Annotated in this window: 18 protein-coding genes and 1 pseudogene; 15 read left to right on the top strand and 4 right to left on the bottom strand. The window is 63.6% G+C overall.

Going from position 1 to position 22,811, the window contains the following annotated elements; genetic code table 11:
* The first annotated feature begins 29 nt into the window (after positions 1 to 29).
* The 11 genes from PMI24_RS09760 (at position 30) to madM (ending at position 13,753) form a co-directional block, all read left to right on the top strand.
* A complete protein-coding gene (locus tag PMI24_RS09760) occupies positions 30 to 5,945 on the top strand; it encodes an Hpt domain-containing protein (RefSeq protein WP_007953325.1) in 5,916 nt (1,971 codons plus the stop codon).
* Positions 5,938 to 6,408 (top strand): chemotaxis protein CheW, encoded by a 471-nt coding sequence (locus PMI24_RS09755; RefSeq protein WP_007953324.1) that lies wholly within the window; start codon positions 5,938 to 5,940, stop codon positions 6,406 to 6,408. The genes PMI24_RS09760 and PMI24_RS09755 overlap by 8 nt, the downstream gene beginning before the upstream one ends.
* A gap of 99 nt (positions 6,409 to 6,507) precedes the next feature.
* Complete coding sequence (gene mdcA / locus PMI24_RS09750) at positions 6,508 to 8,178, top strand: malonate decarboxylase subunit alpha (RefSeq protein WP_007953322.1); 1,671 nt, start codon at positions 6,508 to 6,510, stop codon at positions 8,176 to 8,178.
* Complete coding sequence (locus PMI24_RS09745; RefSeq protein ID WP_007953321.1) at positions 8,178 to 9,050, top strand: triphosphoribosyl-dephospho-CoA synthase; 873 nt, start codon at positions 8,178 to 8,180, stop codon at positions 9,048 to 9,050. The genes mdcA and PMI24_RS09745 overlap by 1 nt, the downstream gene beginning before the upstream one ends.
* Positions 9,050 to 9,349 carry a malonate decarboxylase subunit delta gene (locus tag PMI24_RS09740; protein ID WP_007953320.1) on the top strand — a complete coding sequence of 100 codons (300 nt, stop codon included), beginning with the start codon at positions 9,050 to 9,052 and terminating at the stop codon, positions 9,347 to 9,349. Before PMI24_RS09745 ends, PMI24_RS09740 begins: the two co-directional genes overlap by 1 nt.
* Complete coding sequence (locus PMI24_RS09735; RefSeq protein ID WP_007953319.1) at positions 9,342 to 10,193, top strand: biotin-independent malonate decarboxylase subunit beta; 852 nt, start codon at positions 9,342 to 9,344, stop codon at positions 10,191 to 10,193. The genes PMI24_RS09740 and PMI24_RS09735 overlap by 8 nt, the downstream gene beginning before the upstream one ends.
* Entirely contained in the window at positions 10,190 to 10,975 is a 786-nt protein-coding gene (gene mdcE, locus PMI24_RS09730) for a biotin-independent malonate decarboxylase subunit gamma (RefSeq protein WP_007953318.1), read from the top strand. Before PMI24_RS09735 ends, mdcE begins: the two co-directional genes overlap by 4 nt.
* Positions 10,969 to 11,589 (top strand): malonate decarboxylase holo-ACP synthase, encoded by a 621-nt coding sequence (locus PMI24_RS09725; RefSeq protein ID WP_007953317.1) that lies wholly within the window; start codon positions 10,969 to 10,971, stop codon positions 11,587 to 11,589. The genes mdcE and PMI24_RS09725 overlap by 7 nt, the downstream gene beginning before the upstream one ends.
* A complete protein-coding gene (gene mdcH, locus PMI24_RS09720) occupies positions 11,586 to 12,506 on the top strand; it encodes a malonate decarboxylase subunit epsilon (protein WP_007953316.1) in 921 nt (306 codons plus the stop codon). The genes PMI24_RS09725 and mdcH overlap by 4 nt, the downstream gene beginning before the upstream one ends.
* 64 nt (positions 12,507 to 12,570) lie before the next feature.
* Positions 12,571 to 12,987: a malonate transporter subunit MadL gene (gene madL / locus PMI24_RS09715; RefSeq protein ID WP_007953315.1), complete on the top strand. Its 417-nt coding sequence runs from the start codon at positions 12,571 to 12,573 to the stop codon at positions 12,985 to 12,987.
* A gap of 1 nt (position 12,988) precedes the next feature.
* Positions 12,989 to 13,753: a malonate transporter subunit MadM gene (gene madM, locus PMI24_RS09710; RefSeq protein WP_007953314.1), complete on the top strand. Its 765-nt coding sequence runs from the start codon at positions 12,989 to 12,991 to the stop codon at positions 13,751 to 13,753.
* A 126-nt stretch (positions 13,754 to 13,879) separates the two neighbouring features.
* Here madM and PMI24_RS09705 read toward each other — a convergent pair whose 3' ends face one another.
* On the bottom strand, positions 13,880 to 14,800 hold the full coding sequence (locus PMI24_RS09705; RefSeq protein ID WP_007953313.1) for a LysR family transcriptional regulator: 921 nt from the start codon (positions 14,798 to 14,800) through the stop codon (positions 13,880 to 13,882).
* Positions 14,801 to 14,941: 141 nt separating this feature from the next.
* Here PMI24_RS09705 and trhA point away from each other — a divergent pair, with 141 nt between their 5' ends.
* Positions 14,942 to 15,559, top strand: coding sequence for a PAQR family membrane homeostasis protein TrhA (gene trhA, locus PMI24_RS09700; protein WP_007953311.1), 618 nt, complete (start codon positions 14,942 to 14,944; stop codon positions 15,557 to 15,559).
* On the opposite strand, the gene PMI24_RS09695 is transcribed toward trhA, so the two are convergent.
* Entirely contained in the window at positions 15,556 to 16,467 is a 912-nt protein-coding gene (locus PMI24_RS09695) for a LysR family transcriptional regulator (RefSeq protein ID WP_007953309.1), read from the bottom strand. The genes trhA and PMI24_RS09695 overlap by 4 nt on opposite strands.
* A 108-nt stretch (positions 16,468 to 16,575) precedes the next feature.
* On the opposite strand from PMI24_RS09695, the gene PMI24_RS09690 reads away from it, so the two are divergent.
* Together PMI24_RS09690 and PMI24_RS09685 are read left to right on the top strand one after the other, a co-directional pair.
* A complete protein-coding gene (locus tag PMI24_RS09690) occupies positions 16,576 to 17,817 on the top strand; it encodes a D-amino acid dehydrogenase (protein WP_007953306.1) in 1,242 nt (413 codons plus the stop codon).
* 41 nt (positions 17,818 to 17,858) lie between these two features.
* Positions 17,859 to 18,762: pseudogene (locus PMI24_RS09685) on the top strand (transporter substrate-binding domain-containing protein).
* Between the two features lie 120 nt (positions 18,763 to 18,882).
* Here the strand turns inward: PMI24_RS09685 and PMI24_RS09680 are convergent.
* The gene (locus tag PMI24_RS09680; RefSeq protein ID WP_007953303.1) at positions 18,883 to 19,602 is read right to left on the bottom strand and encodes a 16S rRNA (uracil(1498)-N(3))-methyltransferase; all 720 of its coding nucleotides are present in this window, start codon (positions 19,600 to 19,602) and stop codon (positions 18,883 to 18,885) included.
* A gap of 153 nt (positions 19,603 to 19,755) precedes the next feature.
* On the bottom strand, positions 19,756 to 21,162 hold the full coding sequence (locus tag PMI24_RS09675) for an adenosylmethionine--8-amino-7-oxononanoate transaminase (protein ID WP_007953301.1): 1,407 nt from the start codon (positions 21,160 to 21,162) through the stop codon (positions 19,756 to 19,758).
* A 223-nt stretch (positions 21,163 to 21,385) separates the two neighbouring features.
* Here PMI24_RS09675 and PMI24_RS09670 point away from each other — a divergent pair.
* The coding region (locus PMI24_RS09670) for a flavin monoamine oxidase family protein (RefSeq protein WP_007953300.1) at positions 21,386 to 22,811 on the top strand (1,426 nt) is incomplete at its 3' end.

The following is a 22,811-nucleotide window of genomic DNA, read 5'->3' as shown; positions in this document are numbered from 1 at the left end:
CGGGCGAGTCCATGTCGAGCGGAGTGGTTATGGGTGACCGGCACGACTACGTGGCCCTCGAATGGGTCAAGGGTGAAATAGCCGAGACGCTGAGACAGGCGCATCAGGCCATCGAAGCCGTGCTCGACGATCCGCAGTCGGTGCCGGGGCTGGACGAATGCCTGGCCTGCATCCATCAGGTACACGGCAGCCTGCAAATGGTCGAGTTCTACGGTGCGGCGTTGCTGGCCGAAGAGATGGAACACCTGGTCGAAGCGTTGCAGAACGACCGCGTCAGCCACCGCGACGAAGCACTGCACTTGCTGTTGCAGGCGCTGGGTCAGTTGCCGATCTACCTCGACCGCGTGCAGGGCGCCCGCCGCGATCTGCCGCTGGTGGTGCTGCCGCTGATCAACGACTTGCGCAGCGCCCGGGGCGAAAGCCTGCTGTCGGAAACCAGCCTGTTCAGCCCGCAGTTGCCTGAACTTGCGCCTTTGGGCGAGGAAACCCTGGCGCTGCTGCAACCGGCAGAGCTGCCGAATGTGCTGCGCAAGTTGCGCCAGATGCTGCAAATGGCGTTGGTCGGATTGCTCCGCGAGCAGGACGACCAGACGCATCTCGCTTATCTGGCCAAGGTCTTTACACGGCTTGAAGCACTCAGCGGTAACTCGCCACTGAGCCCGTTGTGGCAGGTCGCTTCGGCGCTGGTCGAAGGCATGCGCGAAGGGCGGATCGCCAACAGCCCGGCCCTGCGCAGCCTGTTCAAGGATGCCGACAAGGAACTCAAGCGCCTGCTCGAACAGGGCATGCCCGGCCTCAACCAGCCGCCACCGCCTGAACTGCTGAAAAGCCTGCTGTTTTATATCGCCAAAGCCGAACATCCCACCGGGCAGATGCTGACCATGAAAGATCGCTACTCCCTGGACGACGCGCTGCCCGACAGCGCGATGGTCGACGAAGAACGCGCGCGCCTGGCCGGCCCCGACCGCGATGCCATGCGCTCGGTGCTCGCGGCGCTGTGCGAAGAACTGGTGCGGGTCAAGGAACGCCTCGACCTGTTCGTGCGCAGCGACCGCCAGCACGCCTCGGATCTGGACAGCCTGCTGGCGCCGCTGCGGCAGATCGCCGACACCCTGGCGGTGCTCGGTTTCGGCCAGCCACGCAAGGTGATCATCGATCAACTGGCGGTGGTGCTCAGCCTCGCTCAGGGCCAGCGCGAACCGAACGACGCCACGCTGATGGACGTCGCCGGCGCCTTGCTCTACGTCGAAGCGACGCTGGCCGGGATGGTCGGCACGGTGGAACCGGAAAGCCCGGAAGACTCGCGCCTGCCGACCACCGACCTGACGCAGATCCATCAGATCGTGATCAAGGAAGCACGGATCTGCCTGCAACAGGCCAAGGACATGATCGTCGACTACATCGACGCCGACTGGGATCGCCAGCAACTGCAAAGCCTGCCGGCGCTGTTGACCCAGGTGCGCGGCGCGCTGGCGATGATCCCGCTGGCGCGTGCGGCAAGCCTGCTCGAAGCCTGCAACGGATTTATCCGCGAGCACCTGTTGCTCGACCCTCACGAGCCGGGCTGGCAGCAACTCGACAGCCTCGCCGACGCCATCACCAGCCTCGAGTATTACCTCGAGCGCCTGACCGACGACCCGCAGGCACCCAGCGAACACTTGCTGGATATCGCGCAGAAAAGCCTCGCCAGTCTCGGTTTCTTTCCTGACGAACAGCCCGGCGAGCCGCATGTGCCGGTGCTCGACGATGTGCTCAGCCCCAGCGAAGCGCTGGTGATGCAGGATTTGCAGGAACTGGACGACCCGGAGATCGTGCAGTCGTTGGCCGAAGTACTGGCCAGCCCGGTGTCGGCGGTCAACCCGCCGGCGCTGACCACGCCGGGCAGCCTGCTGCCGCCACCGGCCGATGAAGAACCGGTGGACGACGAGCTGCGCGAAGTGTTCCTCGAAGAGACCGGGGAAGTGCTCGAAGTGCTGAGCGAATACCTGCCGCGCTGGTCTGCCGCGCCCGATGACAGAGCCGCCCTGAGTGAACTGCGCCGCGCCTTCCACACCCTCAAGGGCAGTGGCCGGATGGTGCGTGCGCTGGTCCTCGGCGAGCTGGCCTGGGCGGTGGAAAACCTGCTCAATCGCGTGCTGGAACACAGCGTCGAACCCGGCCCGGCGGTGCGCCAGTTGCTTGCCGATACCCTACTGCTGTTGCCGGACCTGATCGGCGAATTCGCCACCAACGGCCAGCGCCAACGCCACGATGTCGATCAACTGGCGGCCCGTGCCCACGCGCTAGCCAAGGGCGACACGCCGCTGCCGGCCGAGGACGTGGAAGACGTCGCAGCCCTCGATCCGTTGTTGCTGGAGATCTTTCGCAACGAAGCCGAGACCCACCTCGCCAGCCTCAACCGTTTTCTCGATCAGGCTGCCGAGCATGTGCCGTTACAGGCCAGCGACGAATTGCAGCGAGCGCTGCACACCCTCAAGGGCAGCGCCTCGATGGCGGGGGTTTCGCCGATTGCCGAACTGGCGGCGCCGCTCGACAAGCTCGCCCGGGAATTCAAGGCCCATCAACTGGCGCTGGACCTCGACGAAGTGGAGCTGCTGCTGGAGGCCGAGGGCCTGTTCCGTGTCGGTCTGCGTCAGCTCAAACACGATCCGCTGGCGCCGATTGTCGGCGCGCAGTCGCTGATCAAACGCACCGAAACCCTGATCGGCGAGCGTCTGGAATCGATCCTCAATGCCCCGAGCAGTGCCTTGCGGGTCAAGCGCGATCCGCAACTGATCAACAACTTCCTGGCCCAGGGCATGGACATCCTGCTCGACGCCGAAAACCTCTTGCAGCGCTGGCAGCAGCACCCCGGCGAACGTCAGGAACTCAGCGCGCTGCTGGATGAGCTGACCACCCTGGGCGAAGGCGCACACCTGGCAGATCTGCTGCCGGTGGATGTGCTGTGCGAAGCCTTGCTCGATCTGTACGGCGCGGTTGAAGAAAGCAGCCTGGCGGTCAGCGAGCGGTTTTTTCATGAGGCGCAGCAGGCCCACGAAGCGCTGATCAACATGCTCGACGAACTGGCCGCCGGCCAGGAAATCACCCCGCAACCGCAACGCATCCGCGCCTTGCACGAACTGCTCGACGAGAGCCTCGATCCGTCGGCAATGGGCCTGATCCGCAGCGACGGCAGCCGCACCCTGAGCATCCGCGAACTGGGCAGCGCCACCGCCGAACTGCAACAACACAGCGTCGACAGCGGGCCGGACGAGGAGATCGTGGAGATCTTCCTCGAAGAGGCGGTCGACATTCTCGACAGCGCCGGCCAAGCCTTGCAGCGCTGGCTGAAAGATCCGGAAAACGGCGCACCGCTGTCGTCGCTGCAACGGGATTTGCACACGCTCAAGGGCGGCGCGCGGATGGCCGAGGTGGCGGCGGTCGGTGATCTGGCCCATGAGCTGGAAGGCCTTTACGAAGGGCTGGTGGATCGTCGTTACAGCCACAGCGAAGCCCTCGACCGATTGCTGCGCCAGAGCCACGAGCGTCTGGCACAGTTCCTCGAACAGTTGCACCGGCACCAGCCGCTGGATCCGGCGCAGGACCTGATCGAGGCGATCCGCCGTTTCCGTCAGGGCCCGAGCACCAACCCCGAAACGCCATCAGCCACCGTCACGCAGCACGGCCCCGGACACGATCCGGAGCTGCTGGAGATCTTCCTCGAGGAAGGTTTCGACATCATCGAAAACTCCGGCGCCGCGCTGTTGCGCTGGCAGGCCGAGCCCGGCAATCGCCAGGAAGTGGAAACCCTGCTGCGCGACCTGCATACCCTCAAGGGCGGCGCGCGGATGGTGGAGATCGGCCCGATCGGCGACCTCGCCCATGAGCTGGAGTACCTATACGAAAGCCTGTCCGCCGGCACCCTGCAAGGCAGCGCCGAACTGTTCGCGCTGTTGCAGCGCGGCCAGGACCGCTTGGCGCAGATGCTCGATGCAGTGCGTGCCGGCCAGCCGTGCCCACCGGCAGACCGGTTGATCAGCGCGATCCAGAATTTCAGCCATCCGCTGGTCGTGCAAACCCCTGCACCCGTGCCGCCGGTTGCGGTCAAGGTCGAGCCTGCTGCCCCGGCGCCCGAGGCCGGGGCGGACATGGTCAAGGTCTCCGCCGAGCTGCTGGATGAACTGGTCAACCTCGCCGGCGAAACCTCGATTTTCCGTGGGCGCATCGAGCAGCAAGTCAGCGATGCACAGACCGCCCTGCACGAGATGGAAACCACCATCGAGCGTATGCGCGACCAGTTGCGCCGGCTCGACACCGAAACCCAGGGGCGCATCCTCAGCCGTCAGCAAGTGGATGCCGAACGCCTCGGTTATGAAGACTTCGACCCGCTGGAAATGGACCGCCATTCGCAGTTGCAGCAGCTGTCACGGGCGCTGTTCGAGTCCGCTTCCGACTTGCTGGATCTGAAGGAAACACTCGACCGGCGCACCCACGACGCCGAGAACCTGTTGCAGCAACAGGGGCGGATCAACACCGAATTGCAGGAAGGCCTGATGCGCACGCGCATGGTGCCGTTCGAACGCATGTTACCGCGTTTGAAACGCATCGTCCGACAGGTCGCCGAAGAGCTGGGCAAGGACGTCGCGTTCAGCGTCGGCAACGCCGAAGGCGAGATGGACCGCAACGTTCTCGAACGCATGGCCGCACCGCTGGAGCACATGCTGCGCAACGCCGTCGACCATGGTCTGGAGTCCGCCGAAGTCCGGCTGGCGGCGGGCAAACCGGCGCAAGGGCAGATCAGCCTCGACCTGTCTCGCGAGGGCGGCGACATCGTGTTCGACATCCGCGACGATGGCGCCGGCGTGCCGCTGGACGCGGTGCGACGCAAGGCGATCAAGCGCGGTCTGCTGGCGCCGGATGCCGATATCAGCGACCGCGAAGTGTTGCAGTTCATCCTCCAGCCAGGCTTTTCCACGGCCGAGAAAATCACCCAGATTTCCGGGCGCGGCGTGGGCATGGACGTGGTGCACGAAGAAGTCCGGCAACTGGGCGGAACCATGAGCATCGACTCGGTGCCGGGGCAGGGCGTGCATTTCCGCATTCGCCTGCCGTTCACCGTGTCGGTCAACCGTGCGCTGATGGTGCAGTGCGGTGAGGATCAGTACGCGATTCCGCTGAACACCATCGACGGCATCGTCCGCGTACTGCCGAATGAACTGGATGGACATTTCCGTCTCGATCCGCCGAGTTATCAGTACGGCGGCCAGCGTTATGAACTGTGCTACCTGGGCGAGCTGCTGAAAACCGCGCCACGGCCAAAACTGTCCGGCCAGAGCCTGCCGGTGCCGGTCTTGCTGGTGCAGTGCAACGACCGGCACATCGCGGTGCAGGTCGACACGATGGCCGGCACCCGCGAGATCGTGGTCAAGAGCCTCGGCCCGCAGTTCGCGTCGGTGCAGGGCGTGTCCGGGGCGACGATCCTCGGCGATGGCCGGGTGGTGCTGATTCTCGACCTGCTGGCGCCGATCCGCGCGATGCAGGCGCGGTTGCCGCAGCGTCCGGCCAGTCACGAAATCGAAAGCGAACCGCAGAAGCCGTTGCTGGTGATGGTGGTCGACGATTCGGTCACGGTGCGCAAGGTCACCAGCCGCCTGCTCGAACGCCACGGCATGAACGTGCTGACCGCCAAGGACGGGGTCGATGCGATGCTGCTGCTGGAAGAACACATGCCGGACCTGATGCTGCTCGACATCGAAATGCCGCGCATGGACGGCTTCGAAGTGGCGACCCAGGTGCGTCACGACGAACGCCTGCAACACCTGCCGATCATCATGATCACCTCGCGCACCGGCCAGAAACACCGCGACCGCGCGATGGCCATCGGCGTCAACGACTACCTCGGCAAGCCGTACCAGGAATCGGTGCTGCTCGAAAGCATCGCCCTGTGGAGCAAAAAACATGCATGAACGCCGGCACAACCAGCGCACCAGCCAACTCACCGGGCTGCTGCTGCCGCTGGCGGATCGCAACCTGATCCTGCCCAACGTCGCCGTCGCCGAGCTGATCGACTACCAGTCGAGCGCCTTCGATCTCGACACGCCGCCGTGGTATCTCGGTCGGGTGACCTGGCGTGAGCGGCAGATTCCGCTGCTGAGTTTCGAGTCGGCGTGCGGCAACAAGATCGTCATCGGCGAACGGGCGCGGATCGTCATCCTCAACGCCCTCGGCGGGCGGCCGGAGTTGAAGTTCATCGCGCTACTGGTGCAGGGGATTCCACGCTCGTACAAGCTCGACAGCCAGTTGAGTTATGTCGACGTGCCGTTGTGTGCGCTGGAGCAGGCGGCGGTGCAGGTGGGGGAACAGGTGGCGAAGGTGCCGGATTTGTTGGCATTGGAGAAATTGTTGGTGGATGCGGGGCTTGTCCGCTGATCGTTACGCTCACCGTAACGGTTCGCCACTGCGCTTGATTGATGCCCCTCGATCACACTCCTAAGGTAGCTCCACGACAGCGAACCCCGTGGAGTGAGCATGACAACAACCATTTCCCCCGACTCGCGCTGGACGCGGCGGCGTGACGAGAAGCAGCGGCGCCTCGACAAGGTGCGCGGGCTGGCCGACGGTGCGGTGTTGCCCACCGACAGGATCGTCGCGGCGCTCGAAGCGCTGATCCATCCGGGCGACCGTGTGGTGCTGGAGGGCAACAACCAGAAGCAGGCGGATTTTCTTTCCCGTGCGCTGGCCAAGGCCGATCCTGAAAAGCTCCACGATCTGCACATGATTATGCCCAGCGTCGGCCGCTCCGAGCATCTTGACCTGTTCGAACGCGGCATCGCCCGCAAGCTCGATTTCTCCTTCGCCGGTACCCAGAGCCTGCGTATCAGCCAGTTGCTCGAAGACGGTCTGCTGGAAGTCGGCGCGATCCACACCTACATCGAACTCTACGCCCGGCTGGTGGTGGATCTGATCCCCAACGTCGTGCTCTCGGCCGGGTTCATGGCCGACCGTGCCGGCAACATCTACACCGGCCCGAGCACCGAAGACACCCCGGCGCTGATCGAACCGGCAGCCTTCAGCGACGGCATCGTCATCGTCCAGGTCAACCAGTTGGTAGACGACGTCAGCGAACTGCCTCGCGTGGACATCCCCGCATCGTGGGTCGATTTCGTGGTGGTGGCGGACAAACCGTTCTATATCGAGCCGCTGTTCACCCGCGACCCGCGCCACATCAAGCCTGTGCACGTGTTGATGGCGATGATGGCGATTCGCGGGATCTACGAAAAACACAACGTGCAGTCGCTGAACCATGGCATCGGTTTCAACACCGCCGCCATCGAATTGATCCTGCCGACCTACGGCGAATCCCTCGGCCTCAAAGGCAAGATCTGCCGCAACTGGACGCTCAACCCGCACCCGACGCTGATCCCGGCGATTGAAAGTGGCTGGGTCGAAAGCGTGCATTGCTTCGGCACCGAACTGGGCATGGAAAACTACATCGCCGCTCGCCCCGATGTGTTCTTCACCGGGCGCGACGGCTCGCTGCGTTCCAACCGGATGTTCTGCCAACTGGCCGGGCAATACGCGGTGGACCTGTTCATCGGCGCAACCCTGCAAGTCGATGGCGATGGCCATTCCTCCACTGTCACCCGTGGCCGCCTCGCTGGTTTCGGTGGCGCACCGAACATGGGTCACGACCCGCGCGGCCGTCGTCACGGCACCCCGGCGTGGCTTGATATGCGCCACGATGATTCGCAGCAACCGATGCTCGAACGCGGCAAGAAACTCGTGGTGCAGATGGTCGAGACGTTCCAGGAGGGCGGCAAACCCACCTTCGTCGAAACCCTCGACGCGGTAGAGGTGGCGAAGAAAAGCGGGATGCCGCTGGCGCCGATCATGATCTACGGCGACGACGTCACTCACCTGCTCACCGAAGAAGGCATCGCCTACCTGTACAAGGCGCGCTCGCTGGAAGAGCGTCAGGCGATGATCGCTGCGGTCGCCGGCGTCACCGCCATCGGCCTGCGCCATAACCCGAAAGACACCGAACGCATGCGCCGCGAAGGCCTGATCGCCTTGCCCGAAGACCTCGGTATCCGCCGCACTGACGCCACCCGCGAACTGCTCGCGGCGAAAAGCGTGGCCGATCTGGTCGAGTGGTCCGGCGGCCTCTACAACCCGCCCGCCAAGTTCAGGAGCTGGTAATGCACGCACTCAACCTGCAACCCAAAACCATCACCCTCGCGGAACGGCTGGCGGATTTGGCCGTGGACGCGCTGATCGACGAAGCCGACCTGTCGCCGAAACCGGCGCTGGTCGACCGTCGCGGCAACGGTGCACACACCGACCTGCACCTGGGATTGATGCATGCCTCGGCGCTGGCGTTGTGGCCGGCGTTCAAGGAAATGGCCGAAGCCGCGCTCGAGTTCGGCGAGATTGGCTTGCCGCTGCGCGAAGCCATCGGCCGCATCGGACGGGAAGGCGAGCAAGCGATGCTCGCCACCACCAACAGCGTGAACACCCATCGCGGGGCGATTTGGGCGCTGGGTCTGCTGGTCACGGCTGCTGCGCTGGACACCAAATCCACCAGCGCTGGCGCCGTCACTCTGCGCGCTGCGCGTCTGGCATTGCTCGATGACCGTTATGCGCCGCGTCCGCTGAGCCACGGCGCGCAAGTCGCCCAGCGCTACGGCGCTCGCGGTGCCCGGGAAGAAGCGCAACTCGGCTTTCCGTCCGTTGTGCAACGCGGTCTGCCGCAACTCAAGCGCAGCCGCGCCGCCGGCCATGGCGAACAGAACGCCCGGCTCGATGGCTTGCTGGCGATCATGACCGACCTCGCCGACACCTGCGTCCTCTATCGCGCCGGCGAACAGGGTCTGCACGCCATGCAGCACGGCGCCCAGGCAGTGCTCGACGCCGGTGGCAGCGCCAGCCTCACCGGTCGCCGTCGCCTGCACGAACTGGATCAACAACTCATTGCATTGAATGCCTCGCCCGGTGGCGCCGCCGACTTGCTCGCCGCCACTCTGCTGCTTGATCGAATCGAGCGCGACGGCATCCTTCAGGGAGCGTTTTGATGGAAACCTTATCCTTTGAATTCCCCGCCGGGCAGCCGCCGCGCGGTCGGGCGCTGGTCGGTTGTGTCGGTTCGGGCGATCTGGAAGTGCTGATCGAACCGGGCCTGGCCGGCAAACTGACAATCAATGTGCAAACCTCGGTCAATGGCGCGCAGCAGCGCTGGCAGCATCTGTTCGAGCGGATGTTCGACGGCACCACACCGCCGGCGATGGCCATCGATATCCATGACTTCGGCGCGACCCCGGGCGTGGTGCGTCTGCGCCTGGAACAGGGCTTCGAGGAGATCGGCCATGACTGACACCTCGGCACTTCTGCACAAACACAGCTTCGTCGAACTCGGCGCCCGGCAGCGGGCGAAAGCCTTGCTCGACGCCGGCACCTTCCGCGAATTGCTCGACCCGTTTCAACGCGTCATGTCGCCATGGCTCGAACGTCAGGGCGTAGTGCCGCAGGCCGATGACGGCGTGGTGATCGCCAAGGGCAGCCTCGACGGTTTGCCGGTGGTGATCGCGGCGATTGAAGGCGCGTTTCAGGGCGGCAGTCTCGGTGAAGTCGGCGGCGCGAAAATCGCCGGCGCGCTGGAACTGGCCGCCGAGGACAACCGCAAAGGCATTCCGACCCGCGCCATCCTGCTGCTGGAAACCGGCGGCGTGCGCTTGCAGGAAGCCAACCTCGGGCTGGCGGCGATTGCCGACATCCACGCGGCGATTGTCGATTTGCAGCAGTACCAGCCGGTGGTCGGCGTGGTAGCCGGCAGCGTCGGTTGCTTTGGCGGGATGTCGATTGCCGCCGCGCTGTGCAGCTACTTGCTGGTGACCCAGGAAGCACGCCTTGGCCTGAACGGCCCGCAGGTGATCGAGCAGGAAGCCGGGATCGAGGAATACGACTCCCGCGACCGGCCCTTCATCTGGAGCCTGACCGGCGGCGAGCAACGGTTTGCCAGTGGTCTGGTGGACCGTTACGTCGCCGATGACGTGGCGCAGATTCGCCAACAGGTCGGCGAATTGTTGCAACAAGGCTTGCCAGCGCAACCGCGCAGTCAACGAGCCGAGTGGTTCCTGCAACGCCTGACGACCCTGGACACTGACAAGCAAATCGAGCCTTCGGTGGTTCGCGATCTGTATCAAGGAGAGCGCTCATGAGTGGTTATTCCGTGCGCGGTTTGAACTGGTTCAACGCCTTGAGCGCTGGCGCGAACGCGGTTGAAGGTTTGCCGCCCTCGCTGAAGGTCGCCGACGGGCTACTCGGGCGCTTTATCGCGGTGGTCGCCGATCCGCAAAACCGTTTCCCTCGCGCTCGCAACGGCGAAGTCGGTTTGCTCGAAGGCTGGGGCCTGGCCAAGGCTGTGGATGATGCGATCACCGCCGACCGAGACAAAACGCAAAAGCGTCCCTTGATCGCCATCGTCGATGTGCCGAGCCAGGCCTATGGTCGCCGCGAAGAAGCCCTCGGCATTCATCAGGCTTTGGCCGGTGCGGCGGACGCTTATGCCCGCGCCCGTCTGGCCGGGCATCCGGTGATTGCGCTGCTGGTGGGCAAGGCCATGTCCGGGGCGTTTCTCGCTCACGGTTATCAGGCCAATCGCTTGATCGCCCTGCGGGATCCGGGGGTGATGGTGCATGCAATGGGCAAGGCTTCGGCGGCGCGGGTGACCTTGCGCAGCGTCGAAGAACTGGAAGCCTTGGCGTCCAGCGTGCCGCCGATGGCCTATGACATCGACAGCTATGCCAGCCTCGGATTGCTCTGGGAAACCCTGTCGGTGCAGCAGATCGAACAGCCGACGGCGGAGGATCTGGCGCGAGTCAGCGAATGCCTGAAGCAAGCCATCGGCGATATTTCGGCGACTGATCTAAGCAATCGTCTCGGCGCGAAAAATCGTGAAGCCTCCAGCCGCGTTCGTGAACTGCTGAGGGCGCAGTGGTGAACACGCCTCTGGCCCACGACCTGCTGTGGGGCATGACGCCGGCGCAGTTGCCGGCGGATGCGCCGCAGTGGGCGATTGATTCGCTGGCTGCTGGGCAACCGGTGGTGGTGCGGCGGGCGTTGAGTGAGGAAGGACTTGTGGCAGTGGGCGTGCGCGGTTGGTTGCGCGAGCAGCGGTTGGCGGCGTTCATGGCGATCGATTCGATTGCCTGTCGGGTCAGTCCGGAAGCGCTTTGTCATGTCGAGAGCGAGCGTGATCTGCCGGTCATGCACGCGCTGCGGCAATTGCGGCCGGTGCTCGATGATTGCGGCTGGATCTGGGGCGTCAGTGGCAGCGTCGGGTTTGAATTGGCCAGTGGATTTACGGCGATGCACGAAGCCAGCGATCTCGACTTGATCCTGCGTACGCCACAACTCATCACCCGTAATCAGGCGCGCAAACTGGTCACGGTTTTCGATCAGGCGATCTGCCGGGTAGATATGCAGTTGCAGACGCCATTCGGTGCCGTCGCCCTGCGCGAATGGGCCGGGAATGCTTCACGGGTGCTGCTGAAAAACGCCCATGAAGCCTGTCTGGTGTCCGACCCGTGGAACCCGCAGGAGCAGGCAGCGTGAGCAGTCTGCTGGTGTTTCCCGGCCAGGGCGCGCAGCAGCCCGGCATGCTCCAGCGTTTGCCTCGGGAAACGCTGATCGAGGCCAGTGAAAGCCTCGGTGAAGATGTCTTGCGGCTGGATTCCAGCGAAGCGTTGCGCAGCACCCGAGCGGTTCAGCTCTGTCTGCTGATCGCCGGAGTCGCAGCCTCGCGGCAGTTGTTGCAGGGCGGACTCACCGCAGATTACGTCGCCGGTCTGTCCATCGGTGCTTACCCGGCAGCAGTGGTCGCCGGAGCCTTGAGCTTCAGCGATGCGCTGCATCTGGTCAGCCTGCGCGGCGAGTTGATGCAGCAGGCTTATCCACAGGGCTTCGGCATGACCGCGATCATCGGTCTGCAATTATCCACAGTCGAAGATTTGCTGGCTCAGGTGCACAGCGCAGAAACACCGGTGTACCTGGCCAACATCAACGCCGATAACCAGGTGGTGATCGCTGGCGGTGACAAGGCGATGCAAGCGGTCGCCGAGCTGGCGCGCAGTCGTGGCGCCGGGCTGGCGAAACGTCTGGCGGTCAGCGTGCCGTCGCATTGCCCGCTGCTGGATGAACCCGCGCAAACCCTCGCCGAAGCGTTCGCCAGGGTAGAACTGAAAACACCGAAAATCGCCTACCTGAGCGGCAGTCGCGCAAGGCCTGTGACCCAGGTAGAAGCGCTGCGCGACGATCTCGCTTTCAACATGTGCCGCGTGGTGGACTGGCGCGGCACCGTGCAAAGCGCCTACGAGCGCGGCGTACGTCTACAGATCGAACTGCCGCCCGGTGCGGTGCTGACCGGGCTGGCGCGCCGGGTGTTCGAACAGGGGACTGTCACTGCCTTCGACAGTGCCCGGCTCGACACCTTGCAGGCGCTGTTGCGTGAAGAGGAGGGCCGACGACCCTAAATCACCGACTCAGGCTTCGAACAACAAAAACAACATTCGACGATGCACTTTGAGGACTACAACAATGATTATTTACGGTGTGGCGCTGCTGGCGATCTGTACGCTGGCAGGGGTGATCATGGGTGACCTGCTTGGCGTGCTGCTGGGGGTCAAATCCAACGTCGGCGGGGTCGGCATCGCCATGATCCTGTTGATCTGCGCGCGGTTGTGGATGCAGAAACGCGGCGGCATGACCAAGGATTGCGAGATGGGCGTCGGCTTCTGGGGCGCCATGTACATTCCGGTGGTGGTGGCGATGGCCGCGCAACAGAACGTCGTCACCGCCCTGCACGGCGGCCCGGTGGCAGTGCTGGCGGCGATCGGTTCGGTGGTGGTCTGTGGCTGCACGATTGCCCTGATCAGCCGCACCCACAAGGGCGAGCCATTGCCCGATGAACCGGCGGAAATCTCCCCGGTCGGCACACCGGTAGGAGGTCGCTGATATGTGGGATCTCATTGAAAAAGGTCTGGAACACAACGGTCTGATCACCGCGTTCGCGTTCGTCGGCGTGATCATGTGGGTCTCGGTGATCCTCTCCAAACGCCTGACCTTCGGACGGATTCACGGCTCGGCGATTGCCATCGTCATCGGCCTGGTGCTGGCCTGGGTCGGCGGCACGATGACGGGCGGGCAGAAGGGCCTGGCGGACCTGACGCTGTTCTCCGGCATCGGCCTGATGGGCGGCGCGATGCTGCGGGATTTCGCCATCGTTGCCACGGCGTTTGAAGTGCAGGCGACCGAGGCGAAGAAGGCCGGGATGATCGGCGTGATTGCGCTGCTGCTGGGCACGATCCTGCCGTTCATTGTCGGCGCGTGCATGGCTTACGCGTTCGGTTATCGCGATGCGGTGAGCATGACCACCATCGGCGCCGGTGCGGTGACTTACATCGTCGGGCCGGTGACCGGTGCGGCGATTGGCGCGACGTCGGATGTGATGGCGCTGTCGATTGCCACCGGGTTGATCAAGGCGATTCTGGTGATGGTCGGCACGCCGGTGGCGGCACGCTGGATGGGCCTCGACAATCCGCGCTCGGCGATGGTGTTTGGCGGGCTGGCCGGGACCGTGAGCGGCGTAACGGCGGGGCTGGCGGCGACGGATCGGCGGTTGGTGCCTTATGGGGCGTTGACGGCTACGTTTCACACCGGGCTTGGGTGCCTGCTTGGGCCATCGCTGCTGTTCTTCATTGTTCGCGGAATCGTTGGCTAGGTTCTGAAGATCGTTCCCACGCTCTGCGTGGGAATGCAGCCCGGGACGCTCCGCGTCCCAAAAGCGGACGCAGAGCGTCCATTGAGGCATTCCCACGCGGAGCGTGGGAACGATCATCAGCCGCGATCATTGTGAGCCTTGGCGATTCGCATACATCCGACACTCCGCCAGCAACGCCAGCAAATTCGGATCCCGCTCTTTAGCCTTCAAAAACACCACCCCAATGTGCTGCTGCAACCGGTACTTTTCCTGCAACGGAATCAGCTTCACCCGGTTCTCGTACACCGCCGCAATCCTCCCCGGCAGCAACGCATAACCGACCCCGGAACTGACCATGCTCAGCAGGGTGAAGATGTCGTTGACCTGCATTGCCACCTTCGGCTCGAACCCCGCCTGCCTGAACACCCGAATACCGTCCTGATGGGTGGCGAAGCCTTGGGTCAGGGTGATGAAGGTTTCGTCGCGCACCTCTGCCAGATCCACTTCGCTGCGTTGGGCGAAGCGCGAATCGGCTGGCGTAGCGAGGAAGATGTCGTCGGAAAACAGCGGAATCTGCTCGCAGTCCGGGTCGTTGACGCTGTCGTCCAGCGACACGAGGATCGCGTCGACTTCCATGTTTTTCAGCTTGTAGAGCAGGTCGATGTTCGAGCCGAGGATCAGGTCGATGTTGAGTTCGCTGCGGCGGATCTTCAAACCCATGATCAGCTGCGGCACGGTTTTCACCGTCAGCGAATACAGCGAGCCGAGCTTGAAGCGCTCGGCCGAGAACCCGGCGGCTTCGCGGGTCAGACGCACGCTTTCGACCACGTCCTGAATCAGCTTCTGCGCCCGCTCTTCGAGCACGTAGGCGCTTTCCAGCGGCGTCAGGTTGCGCCCTTCATGCTTGAACAGCGGACAGCGCAGGGCGCTCTCGAGCGAATGGATCGCGCGGTGCACGCTGACGTTGCTGGTCTGCAACTCGGCGGCGGCGCGGGCGAGGTTGCCGGTGCGCATGAAGGCGAGGAACACCTCGAGTTTCTTCAGGGTCAATTCTTCGTCGATTAGCATGGCGCGGACTCTTCTTGGTATCGGTCGATTGTGCCCAAATATCAGGACAGGCGCCTGCCTGCGTTGAACGGAAACATTGCGCTTTTACGCTCAAGGCCCGAGCCTTGCGCGCTGCGGTAATGAAATCGAGGTGTGCGACACATGTATCACGGAGAAAAACTGAACGCCTGGACGCATCTGGTCGGGGCGATAGCGGCGTTCGTCGGGGGCGTCTGGATGCTGGTGATCGCCAGCCTCGACGGCAGCCCGTGGAAGATCGTCAGCGTGGCGATTTATGCCTTCACCTTGCTGGTGCTCTACAGCGCATCCACCGTGTACCACAGCGTGCGCGGGCGCAAGAAAGCGATCATGAAGAAGGTCGATCACTTTTCGATCTACCTGCTGATCGCCGGCAGTTACACGCCGTTCTGCCTGGTGACCCTGCGCGGGCCGTGGGGCTGGACGCTGTTCGGGATCGTCTGGGGGCTGGCGCTGATCGGCATCCTGCAAGAGATCAAGCCGCGCTCGGAGGCGCGGATCCTGTCGATCGTGATCTACGCGGTGATGGGCTGGATCGTGCTGGTGGCGGTCAAGCCGTTGATTGCGGCGCTGGGGACAGCGGGGTTTGCCTGGCTGGCGTCGGGCGGCGTGTTGTACACCGTGGGGATCATTTTCTTTGCCCTCGATCATCGGTTGCGGCATGCCCACGGGATCTGGCATCTGTTTGTGATCGCCGGGAGCCTGCTGCACTTTGTGGCGATTCTGTTTTACGTCCTTTAAACGCTCATCAGGCGGCCGAGTTGTTCGCCGGCACGCTGACTGAAGATCTCCAGCAAATCATTCAGCGTATGTGGCGGTGGTTCGGTGGCGCGGGTCACCGCGTACAGCGTGATCGGCAGCGGCGGGGCGAGAGGGCGGATAGTGGTGGTGGCCGATGAGGCACCGAGGGCGGTGAACGGATCGATCACGGCCACCCCGGCGCCGGACTCCACCATCGCCCGCGCCAGCGAATACGTCTGCACGGCAATCCGCACGCGAGGCGGTGGCTCGACCGCTTCGAGATATCTATCGAGGCGCGCGGCCAGTGGATCGGCGCTGGACAGCCCGATCAGCGGCGCCCCGGCCAGAGCCATCAGCGGCAACGGCTGACCTGCGTCTTCCTCCGGCCAGTAACCTTTGGGCGCCAGCGCCACCAGCACCCCCGATGCCAATGCCTGCGCCTTCAGCCCCGGATGGTCCGGCAACTGCAACGTCAGGGCCACGTCCACTTCGCGCATCAGCAGGTTTTGCATCAGCTCGCGGCTGTGGGCACTCGACAGTTCGCAGGCGATGTCCGGGAACTGCGCCGTCCACTGCTGGATCGCTGGCGGCAGCAACGACAGCGCCAGCGCCGGGGTCGCGCCGATCCGCAGGCTGTGGCCGGGTTCGCGGCGCAGGCTCTGGGCCAGACGCCGCAAGCCTTGCAGGCTTTCGGTGACCTTGTCGACTTCGCGCTCCAGCTCCAGCGCTTCCGGGGTTGCCTGCAACTTGCCGCGTACCCGCAGAAACAATGGAAAGCCCAGCTGCTGCTCGGCGTGCTGCAGCACTTTCGTCACCGCCGGTTGCGAGACGTGCAGCAACTGCGCAGCGGCGCTGACCGAGCCGGTCTGGCGAATGGCCTGGAAAATCTCGATATGACGAAGGCGCATGACGATTCCATAACCTTTGTTTATAGGTTTGGCATCTTTATTCATTGTTCGGCGCCTGTCACCTCACCCTAACCTCGGCCTCGTGTTCAAGAACGGTTAAGGACAGACATGGCTCAGCGTGTGTGCATCATCGGCGGCGGCGTGATCGGGTTGGCAACGGCCTGGGCGCTGGTGCGCGACGGTTTCGAAGTGACAGTGGTCGAGGCGCGGCAGGCGCTGGGCAGCGAAACCAGTTTCGCCAACGGCGGCCAGTTGTCCTACCGCTACGTTGCGCCCCTGGCCGATGCCGGCGTGCCATTGCAGGCAATCGGCTGGATGCTGCGCGGCGACTCACCGCTCAAGTTGCGCCCGCGCCTAGACCCGGCGCAGTGGCGCTGGATGGCCTCGTTTCTCGCCGCGTGCCGCACCTCGGTCAACCGTGAAAACGCCGCGCACCTGTTGCGTCTGGCGCTGTTCAGCCAGAGCGCGCTGAAACGCTGGCGCGAGGACGACGGACTGGTCGGTTTCAACTGGCGGCGCAACGGCAAACTGGTGACCTTCCGCAATGCCGCCAGCTTCGAGCATGCACGCAAAGGCCTGGCCGATCCCCAGCAACAGCAGGTGTTGTCTGCCACCGAATGTGCACAACTGGAACCGGCACTGGCCGATGCGCCGTTTGTGGGCGCGATCTACACGCCGGATGAAGAAGTCGGCGATTGTCACGGATTCTGCCAACAGTTGGCGGCGCGATTGAAGGCGTCGGGTCGCTGCGAGTTTCGCCTTGGTCAGGCAGTCACCGGCATTCGCCACAGCCACGGCGCGGTTACGGCCATTGAGCTTGGCGAAGAAACCCTGCCGGTTGAACAACTGGTGATCGCCGCCGGCCATCGCAGCCCGTTGCTGGCGCTGCCCGGCCTGCGCCTGCCGCTGTATCCGCTGAAGGGCTACAGCTTGACCGTGCCGATCGGCAACGAGCATCGAGCGCCAGATGTGAGCATCACCGACTACGACCGCAAAATCGTCTACGCGCGCATCGGCGAACAACTGCGCGTGGCGGCAATGGTCGACATCGTCGGTTTCGACCCGGCGGTGGAACCCGAGCGGCTGGCGCTGATCAAGCGCCAGGCCCGCGACACCTTTCCCGACGCCGGCAACTACGATGCGGCCGTGGAGTGGGCCGGCATGCGCCCGGCCACCCCCACCGGCGTTCCACTGCTGGGCGCCACGGCGTATCGCAATCTGTGGCTCAACCTCGGCCACGGTGCGCTCGGTTTCACCCTGGCCTGCGGCAGCGGACAACTGCTCAGTGAGCTGATTGGCCAGCAGCGCACATCCATTGATCTGCACGGGTTCAATCCCCGTGCGGCGTGACGGTTTCTGCTAAAACACCCCACCCACAACGGAGAATAACAATGCAAAAAATCACGTTGCTCGGCTGCACTCTGGCGCTGGTTTTCGGCGCTCAGGCTCAGGCCAATGAACTGCCGTTGACCGGTACGCTCGGCAAGATCGCCAGCGCCAACAGCATCATCCTGGGTTATCGCGATGCGTCGGTGCCGTTCTCGTATGTGGGCGATCACACGGGCCAGCCAAATGGGGTATTCGGTGGAACTGGCGGACAAGATCGTCGAGCGCATCAAGCAGCAACTGGCGTTGCCGGAGCTGAAGGTGAAGTACAACCTGGTGACGTCGCAGACGCGGATTCCGCTGGTGCAGAACGGCACGGTCGACCTTGAATGCGGCTCTACCGGGGTGACGGCCGAACGGCAGAAGCAGGTCGCGTTCTCCTACGGTTTCATCTACGTCAAAGGGCAGTTGCTGACCGCAAAGGACAGCGGCATCCACAGCTTCGATGACCTGCGCGGCAAGAACGTGGTGACCACCGCCGGCACCACCAACGAGCGCTATCTGAAGAGCTACAACCTCGACCATAAACTGAACATGTTCGTCATCAGCGCCAAGGATCACGGCGAGGCGTTCCAGATGCTGCAATCAGGGCGCGCGGCGGCGTTCTACATGGACGATGCGCTGCTTTACGGCGAGCGGGCCAAGGCGCGCGACCCGCATAACTGGGTCGTGGTGGGGGAGGAGCAATCGCGGGAAATCTACAGCTGCATGGTGCGCAAGGATGATCCGCAATTTCTCGCGCTGGTCAACGGAGTGCTGGCCGACCTGTACAGCTCGGGGGAAATCAACGGGATCTACCGCAAGTGGTTCGAACAACCGATCCCGCCGAAGGGCCTGAACCTTGAGTTCCCGATGACCAGCGAACTCAAGGCAATCATCGCCAGACCGATCAGTGATCCGGTGCAATAATTGTCAGATCGAGGTGCTGCCATTCGCCAACAGGCTGGCTCCCACATTGGATTTCGGGTGTTCGCGATTTTGTGTGCACCGCAGATCACCTGTGGGAGCCAGCGTGCTGGCGATGAAGCCTTAGAAATCACCCCACAGTTGCTGCGCCACCGCCAGCGCCACAACCGGCGCGGTTTCGGTGCGCAGCACGCGCGGGCCGAGGCGGGCGGCGTGGAAGCCTTTGGCCTTGGCTTGCTCGACTTCGGCGTCGGACAGGCCGCCTTCCGGGCCGATCAGGAACGCCAGCGTCGATGGTTTGGCATGGCTGACCAGCGGCTCGGCCACCGGGTGCAGCACCAGTTTCAGTTCGGCTTCGGTCTGTTTCAGCCAGTCGGCCAGCAGCACCGGTGGATGAATCACCGGTACCCGCGAACGACCGCATTGCTCGCAAGCGCTGATCGCCACCTGACGCCAGTGCAGCAGGCGTTTGTCGGCGCGTTCGTCCTTGAGTCGGACTTCGCAGCGTTCGCTGAAGATCGGGGTGATTTCGTTCACGCCCAGCTCGGTGGCTTTCTGAATCGCCCAGTCCATCCGCTCGCCCCGGGACAGGCCCTGGCCGAGGTGGATCTGCAGCGGTGATTCGATTTGACCGGCGAACTGCTCGTCGATCTGCACCACCACGCGTTTCTTGCCGACTTCCACCAGCGATCCGCGAAACTCGTGGCCGGAACCGTCGAACATCTGCACCGCATCGCCCTCGGCCATGCGCAGCACGCGGCTGATGTAATGCGCCTGGGCTTCCGGCAGTTCGTGTTCGCCGGTGCTGAGCGGGGCGTCGATAAAGAAGCGGGACAGTCTCATGGTGGTTCTCTTTAAGTAGATCGTTCCCACGCTCTGCGTGGGAATGCCTCGTTGGACGCTCTGCGTCCGCTTTTGGGACGCGGAGCGTCCCGGGCTGCATTCCCACGCAGACGGTTCGACGCCTCGACGTGGGAACGAGTGAAGTAAGCCGAATCAGCCCGGATCACGGAACCCGGGATGGAAATCCTTCGGCACCGCCACACTGACGCTGTCGCGAGTGGCGATGTCGATGCCTTCGCTGGCGACTTCGGCGAGGAAGTCGATCTGCTCCGGGGTGATCACGTACGGCGGCAGGAAATACACCACGCTGCCCAGCGGGCGCAGCAACGCGCCACGTTCCAGCGCATGCTGGAACACCTTCAGACCGCGACGTTCCTGCCACGGATAAGCCTCTTTCGTGGCTTTGTCCTTGACCATCTCGATCGCCAGCACCATGCCGGTCTGCCGGACTTCCGAAACATTCGGATGATCCACCAGATGCGCCGTCGCCGACGCCATGCGCTGGGCCAGCGCCCGGTTGTTCTCGATCACGTTGTCCTGTTCGAAAATATCCAGGGTCGCCAGCGCCGCCGCACAGGCCAGCGGGTTGCCGGTGTAGCTGTGCGAATGCAGGAAGGCGCGCAGGGTCGGGTAATCGTCGTAGAACGCGCTGTACACCTCGTCGGTGGTCAGGCACGCCGCCAACGGCAGATAACCGCCGGTCAGGGCTTTCGACAGGCACAGGAAGTCCGGGCGGATGCCGGCCTGTTCGCAGGCGAACATCGTTCCGGTGCGGCCGAAGCCGACGGCGATTTCGTCGTGGATCAGGTGCACGCCGTAGCGGTCGCAGGCTTCGCGCAGCAGCTTGAGGTACACCGGGTGGTACATGCGCATGCCGCCGGCGCCCTGGATCAGCGGCTCGACGATCACGGCAGCGACGCTGTCATGATTTTCCGCCAGCGTCTGCTCCATCGCCGCGAACATGTTGCGCGAATGCTCTTCCCAGCTCATGCCCTGCGGGCGCAGGTAGCAATCCGGGCTCGGCACCTTGATGGTGTCCATCAGCAGGGCTTTATAGGTTTCGGTGAACAACGGCACGTCACCGACCGCCATCGCCGCCATGGTTTCGCCGTGGTAGCTGTTGGTCAGCGTGACGAAGCGCTTCTTGTTCGGCTGGCCGCGGTTGAGCCAGTAGTGAAAGCTCATTTTCAGCGCGACTTCGATGCAGGACGAACCGTTATCGGCGTAGAACACCCGGTTCAGGCCCTCGGGCGTCATCTTCACCAGACGCTCGGACAGCTCGATCACCGGCTGATGGCTGAAGCCGGCCAGAATCACGTGTTCCAGCTGATCGACCTGATCCTTGATGCGCTGGTTGATGCGAGGGTTGGCATGGCCGAACACGTTGACCCACCAGGAGCTGACCGCGTCCAGATAACGCTTGCCTTCGAAGTCTTCCAGCCAGACGCCTTCACCGCGCTTGATCGGGATCAGCGGCAGCTGTTCGTGGTCTTTCATCTGGGTGCAGGGATGCCACAGCACCGCGAGATCGCGTTGCATCCACTGGTTGTTCAGGCCCATGTTCAGTCTCCTCGAGGCGGCTCGCGTCAGGCGCGGGCAAACAATCGCGCAAGCGTATGCAATGCGTTGCGTCGGGACAACCCATTGTGTCGATTGAGCTACTTTGTATGGGCCGATAGACGTCGCTGGCGGCGTTTTGATGGCTGACGTATTCTTCGCGGTTCTTTGGGTCGTCTGACCCGCAAAACTGCATTTTCCTACGTGTTTTTCCGGAGTTCGCTGAATGTCTGTCGGTTGGCTGCGCGCCTGTGCGCTAGTGGTGTTGGGGCTGTTTAGCGTTACGGCGCTGGCCAAGGATAAAACCGCGATCGTGATCGGCGGCGGCCTGTCGGGCCTGACGGCGGCTTACGAACTGCAGAACAAGGGCTGGCAGGTGACGCTGCTCGAAGCCAAACCGAGCCTGGGCGGTCGCTCGGGTATGGCCACCAGCGAGTGGATCGGCAACGACAAGACTCAGCCGGTGCTGAACAAGTACGTATCGACCTTCAAGCTGAACACCACGCCAGCCCCTGAATTCGTACGGACCCCGGGTTACCTGATCGACGGCGAGTATTTCTCCGCCGCCGACCTGACCACCAAACAGCCTGCTACGGCCGAAGCGCTGAAGCGCTACGAGAAAACCCGTGACGATCTGGCGCGTTCGATCGACGATCCGCAGAACCCGGCGGCGACCAACACCCTGCATGCACTGGACCAGATCAACGTCTCGAGCTGGCTCGACAAGCAGAACCTGCCGGCCACCGCGCGTCAGCTGATCAACCAGGACATCCGCACCCACTACGACGAGCCTTCGCGCCTGTCGCTGCTGTACTTCGCACAGCAGAGCCGGGTGTATCGCGGCGTGTCCGACCGTGACCTGCGCGCTTCGCGTCTGGTTGGCGGCAGCCCGGTGCTGGCCCAGGCCTTCGTCAAACAGCTGAAAACCATCAAGACCGACTCGCCGGTATCCGCCATCACCCAGGACAAGGACGGCGTGACCGTCAAGGTCGGCAGTGTGGGTTATTCGGCGGATTACGTCGTGTTGGCGGTGCCGTTGCGCGCCCTTAACAAGATCCAGCTGACCCCGGCGCTGGACGCCCAGCACCTGGCTGCGATCAAAGGCACCAACTACGGCTGGCGCGACCAGATCATGCTGAAGTTCAAGACGCCTGTGTGGGAAAGCAAGGCGCGGATGTCCGGCGAGATCTACAGCAACACCGGTCTTGGCATGTTGTGGATCGAGCCAGCCCTGAAGGGCGGCGCGAACGTGGTGATCAACCTGTCCGGCGACAACGCCCGCGTCATGCAGGCCTTCGGCGACAAGCAGATGGTCGATCAGGTGCTGATTCGTCTGCACGCGTTTTATCCACAGGCCCGTGGCTCGTTCACCGGTTATGAAATCCGTCGCTACAGCACCGATCCATCGACCGGCGGTTCTTACCTCGCCTTCGGCCCTGGCCAGATCAGCAAATACTGGCGCCTGTGGGAGCGTCCGCTGCAACGCGTAGCGTTTGCCGGCGAACACACCGACACCTTGTACCCGGGCACTCTGGAAGGCGCACTGCGCACCGGCCAGCGTGCGGCCAGTCAGGTTGAAGACCTGGCGGCAGGCAAATCCTTCGAACCGGCCAAAGTCGGCCCGGCAGCAGCCACCGCCGCAGCGGCAGGGG

The sequence above is a fragment of the Pseudomonas sp. GM25 genome (genome assembly GCF_000282255.1).
GTDB lineage: Bacteria > Pseudomonadota > Gammaproteobacteria > Pseudomonadales > Pseudomonadaceae > Aquipseudomonas > Aquipseudomonas aphyarum.
Note: the sequence above shows the minus strand (reverse complement) of the source record. Positions and strands in the feature narration are given on the sequence as shown.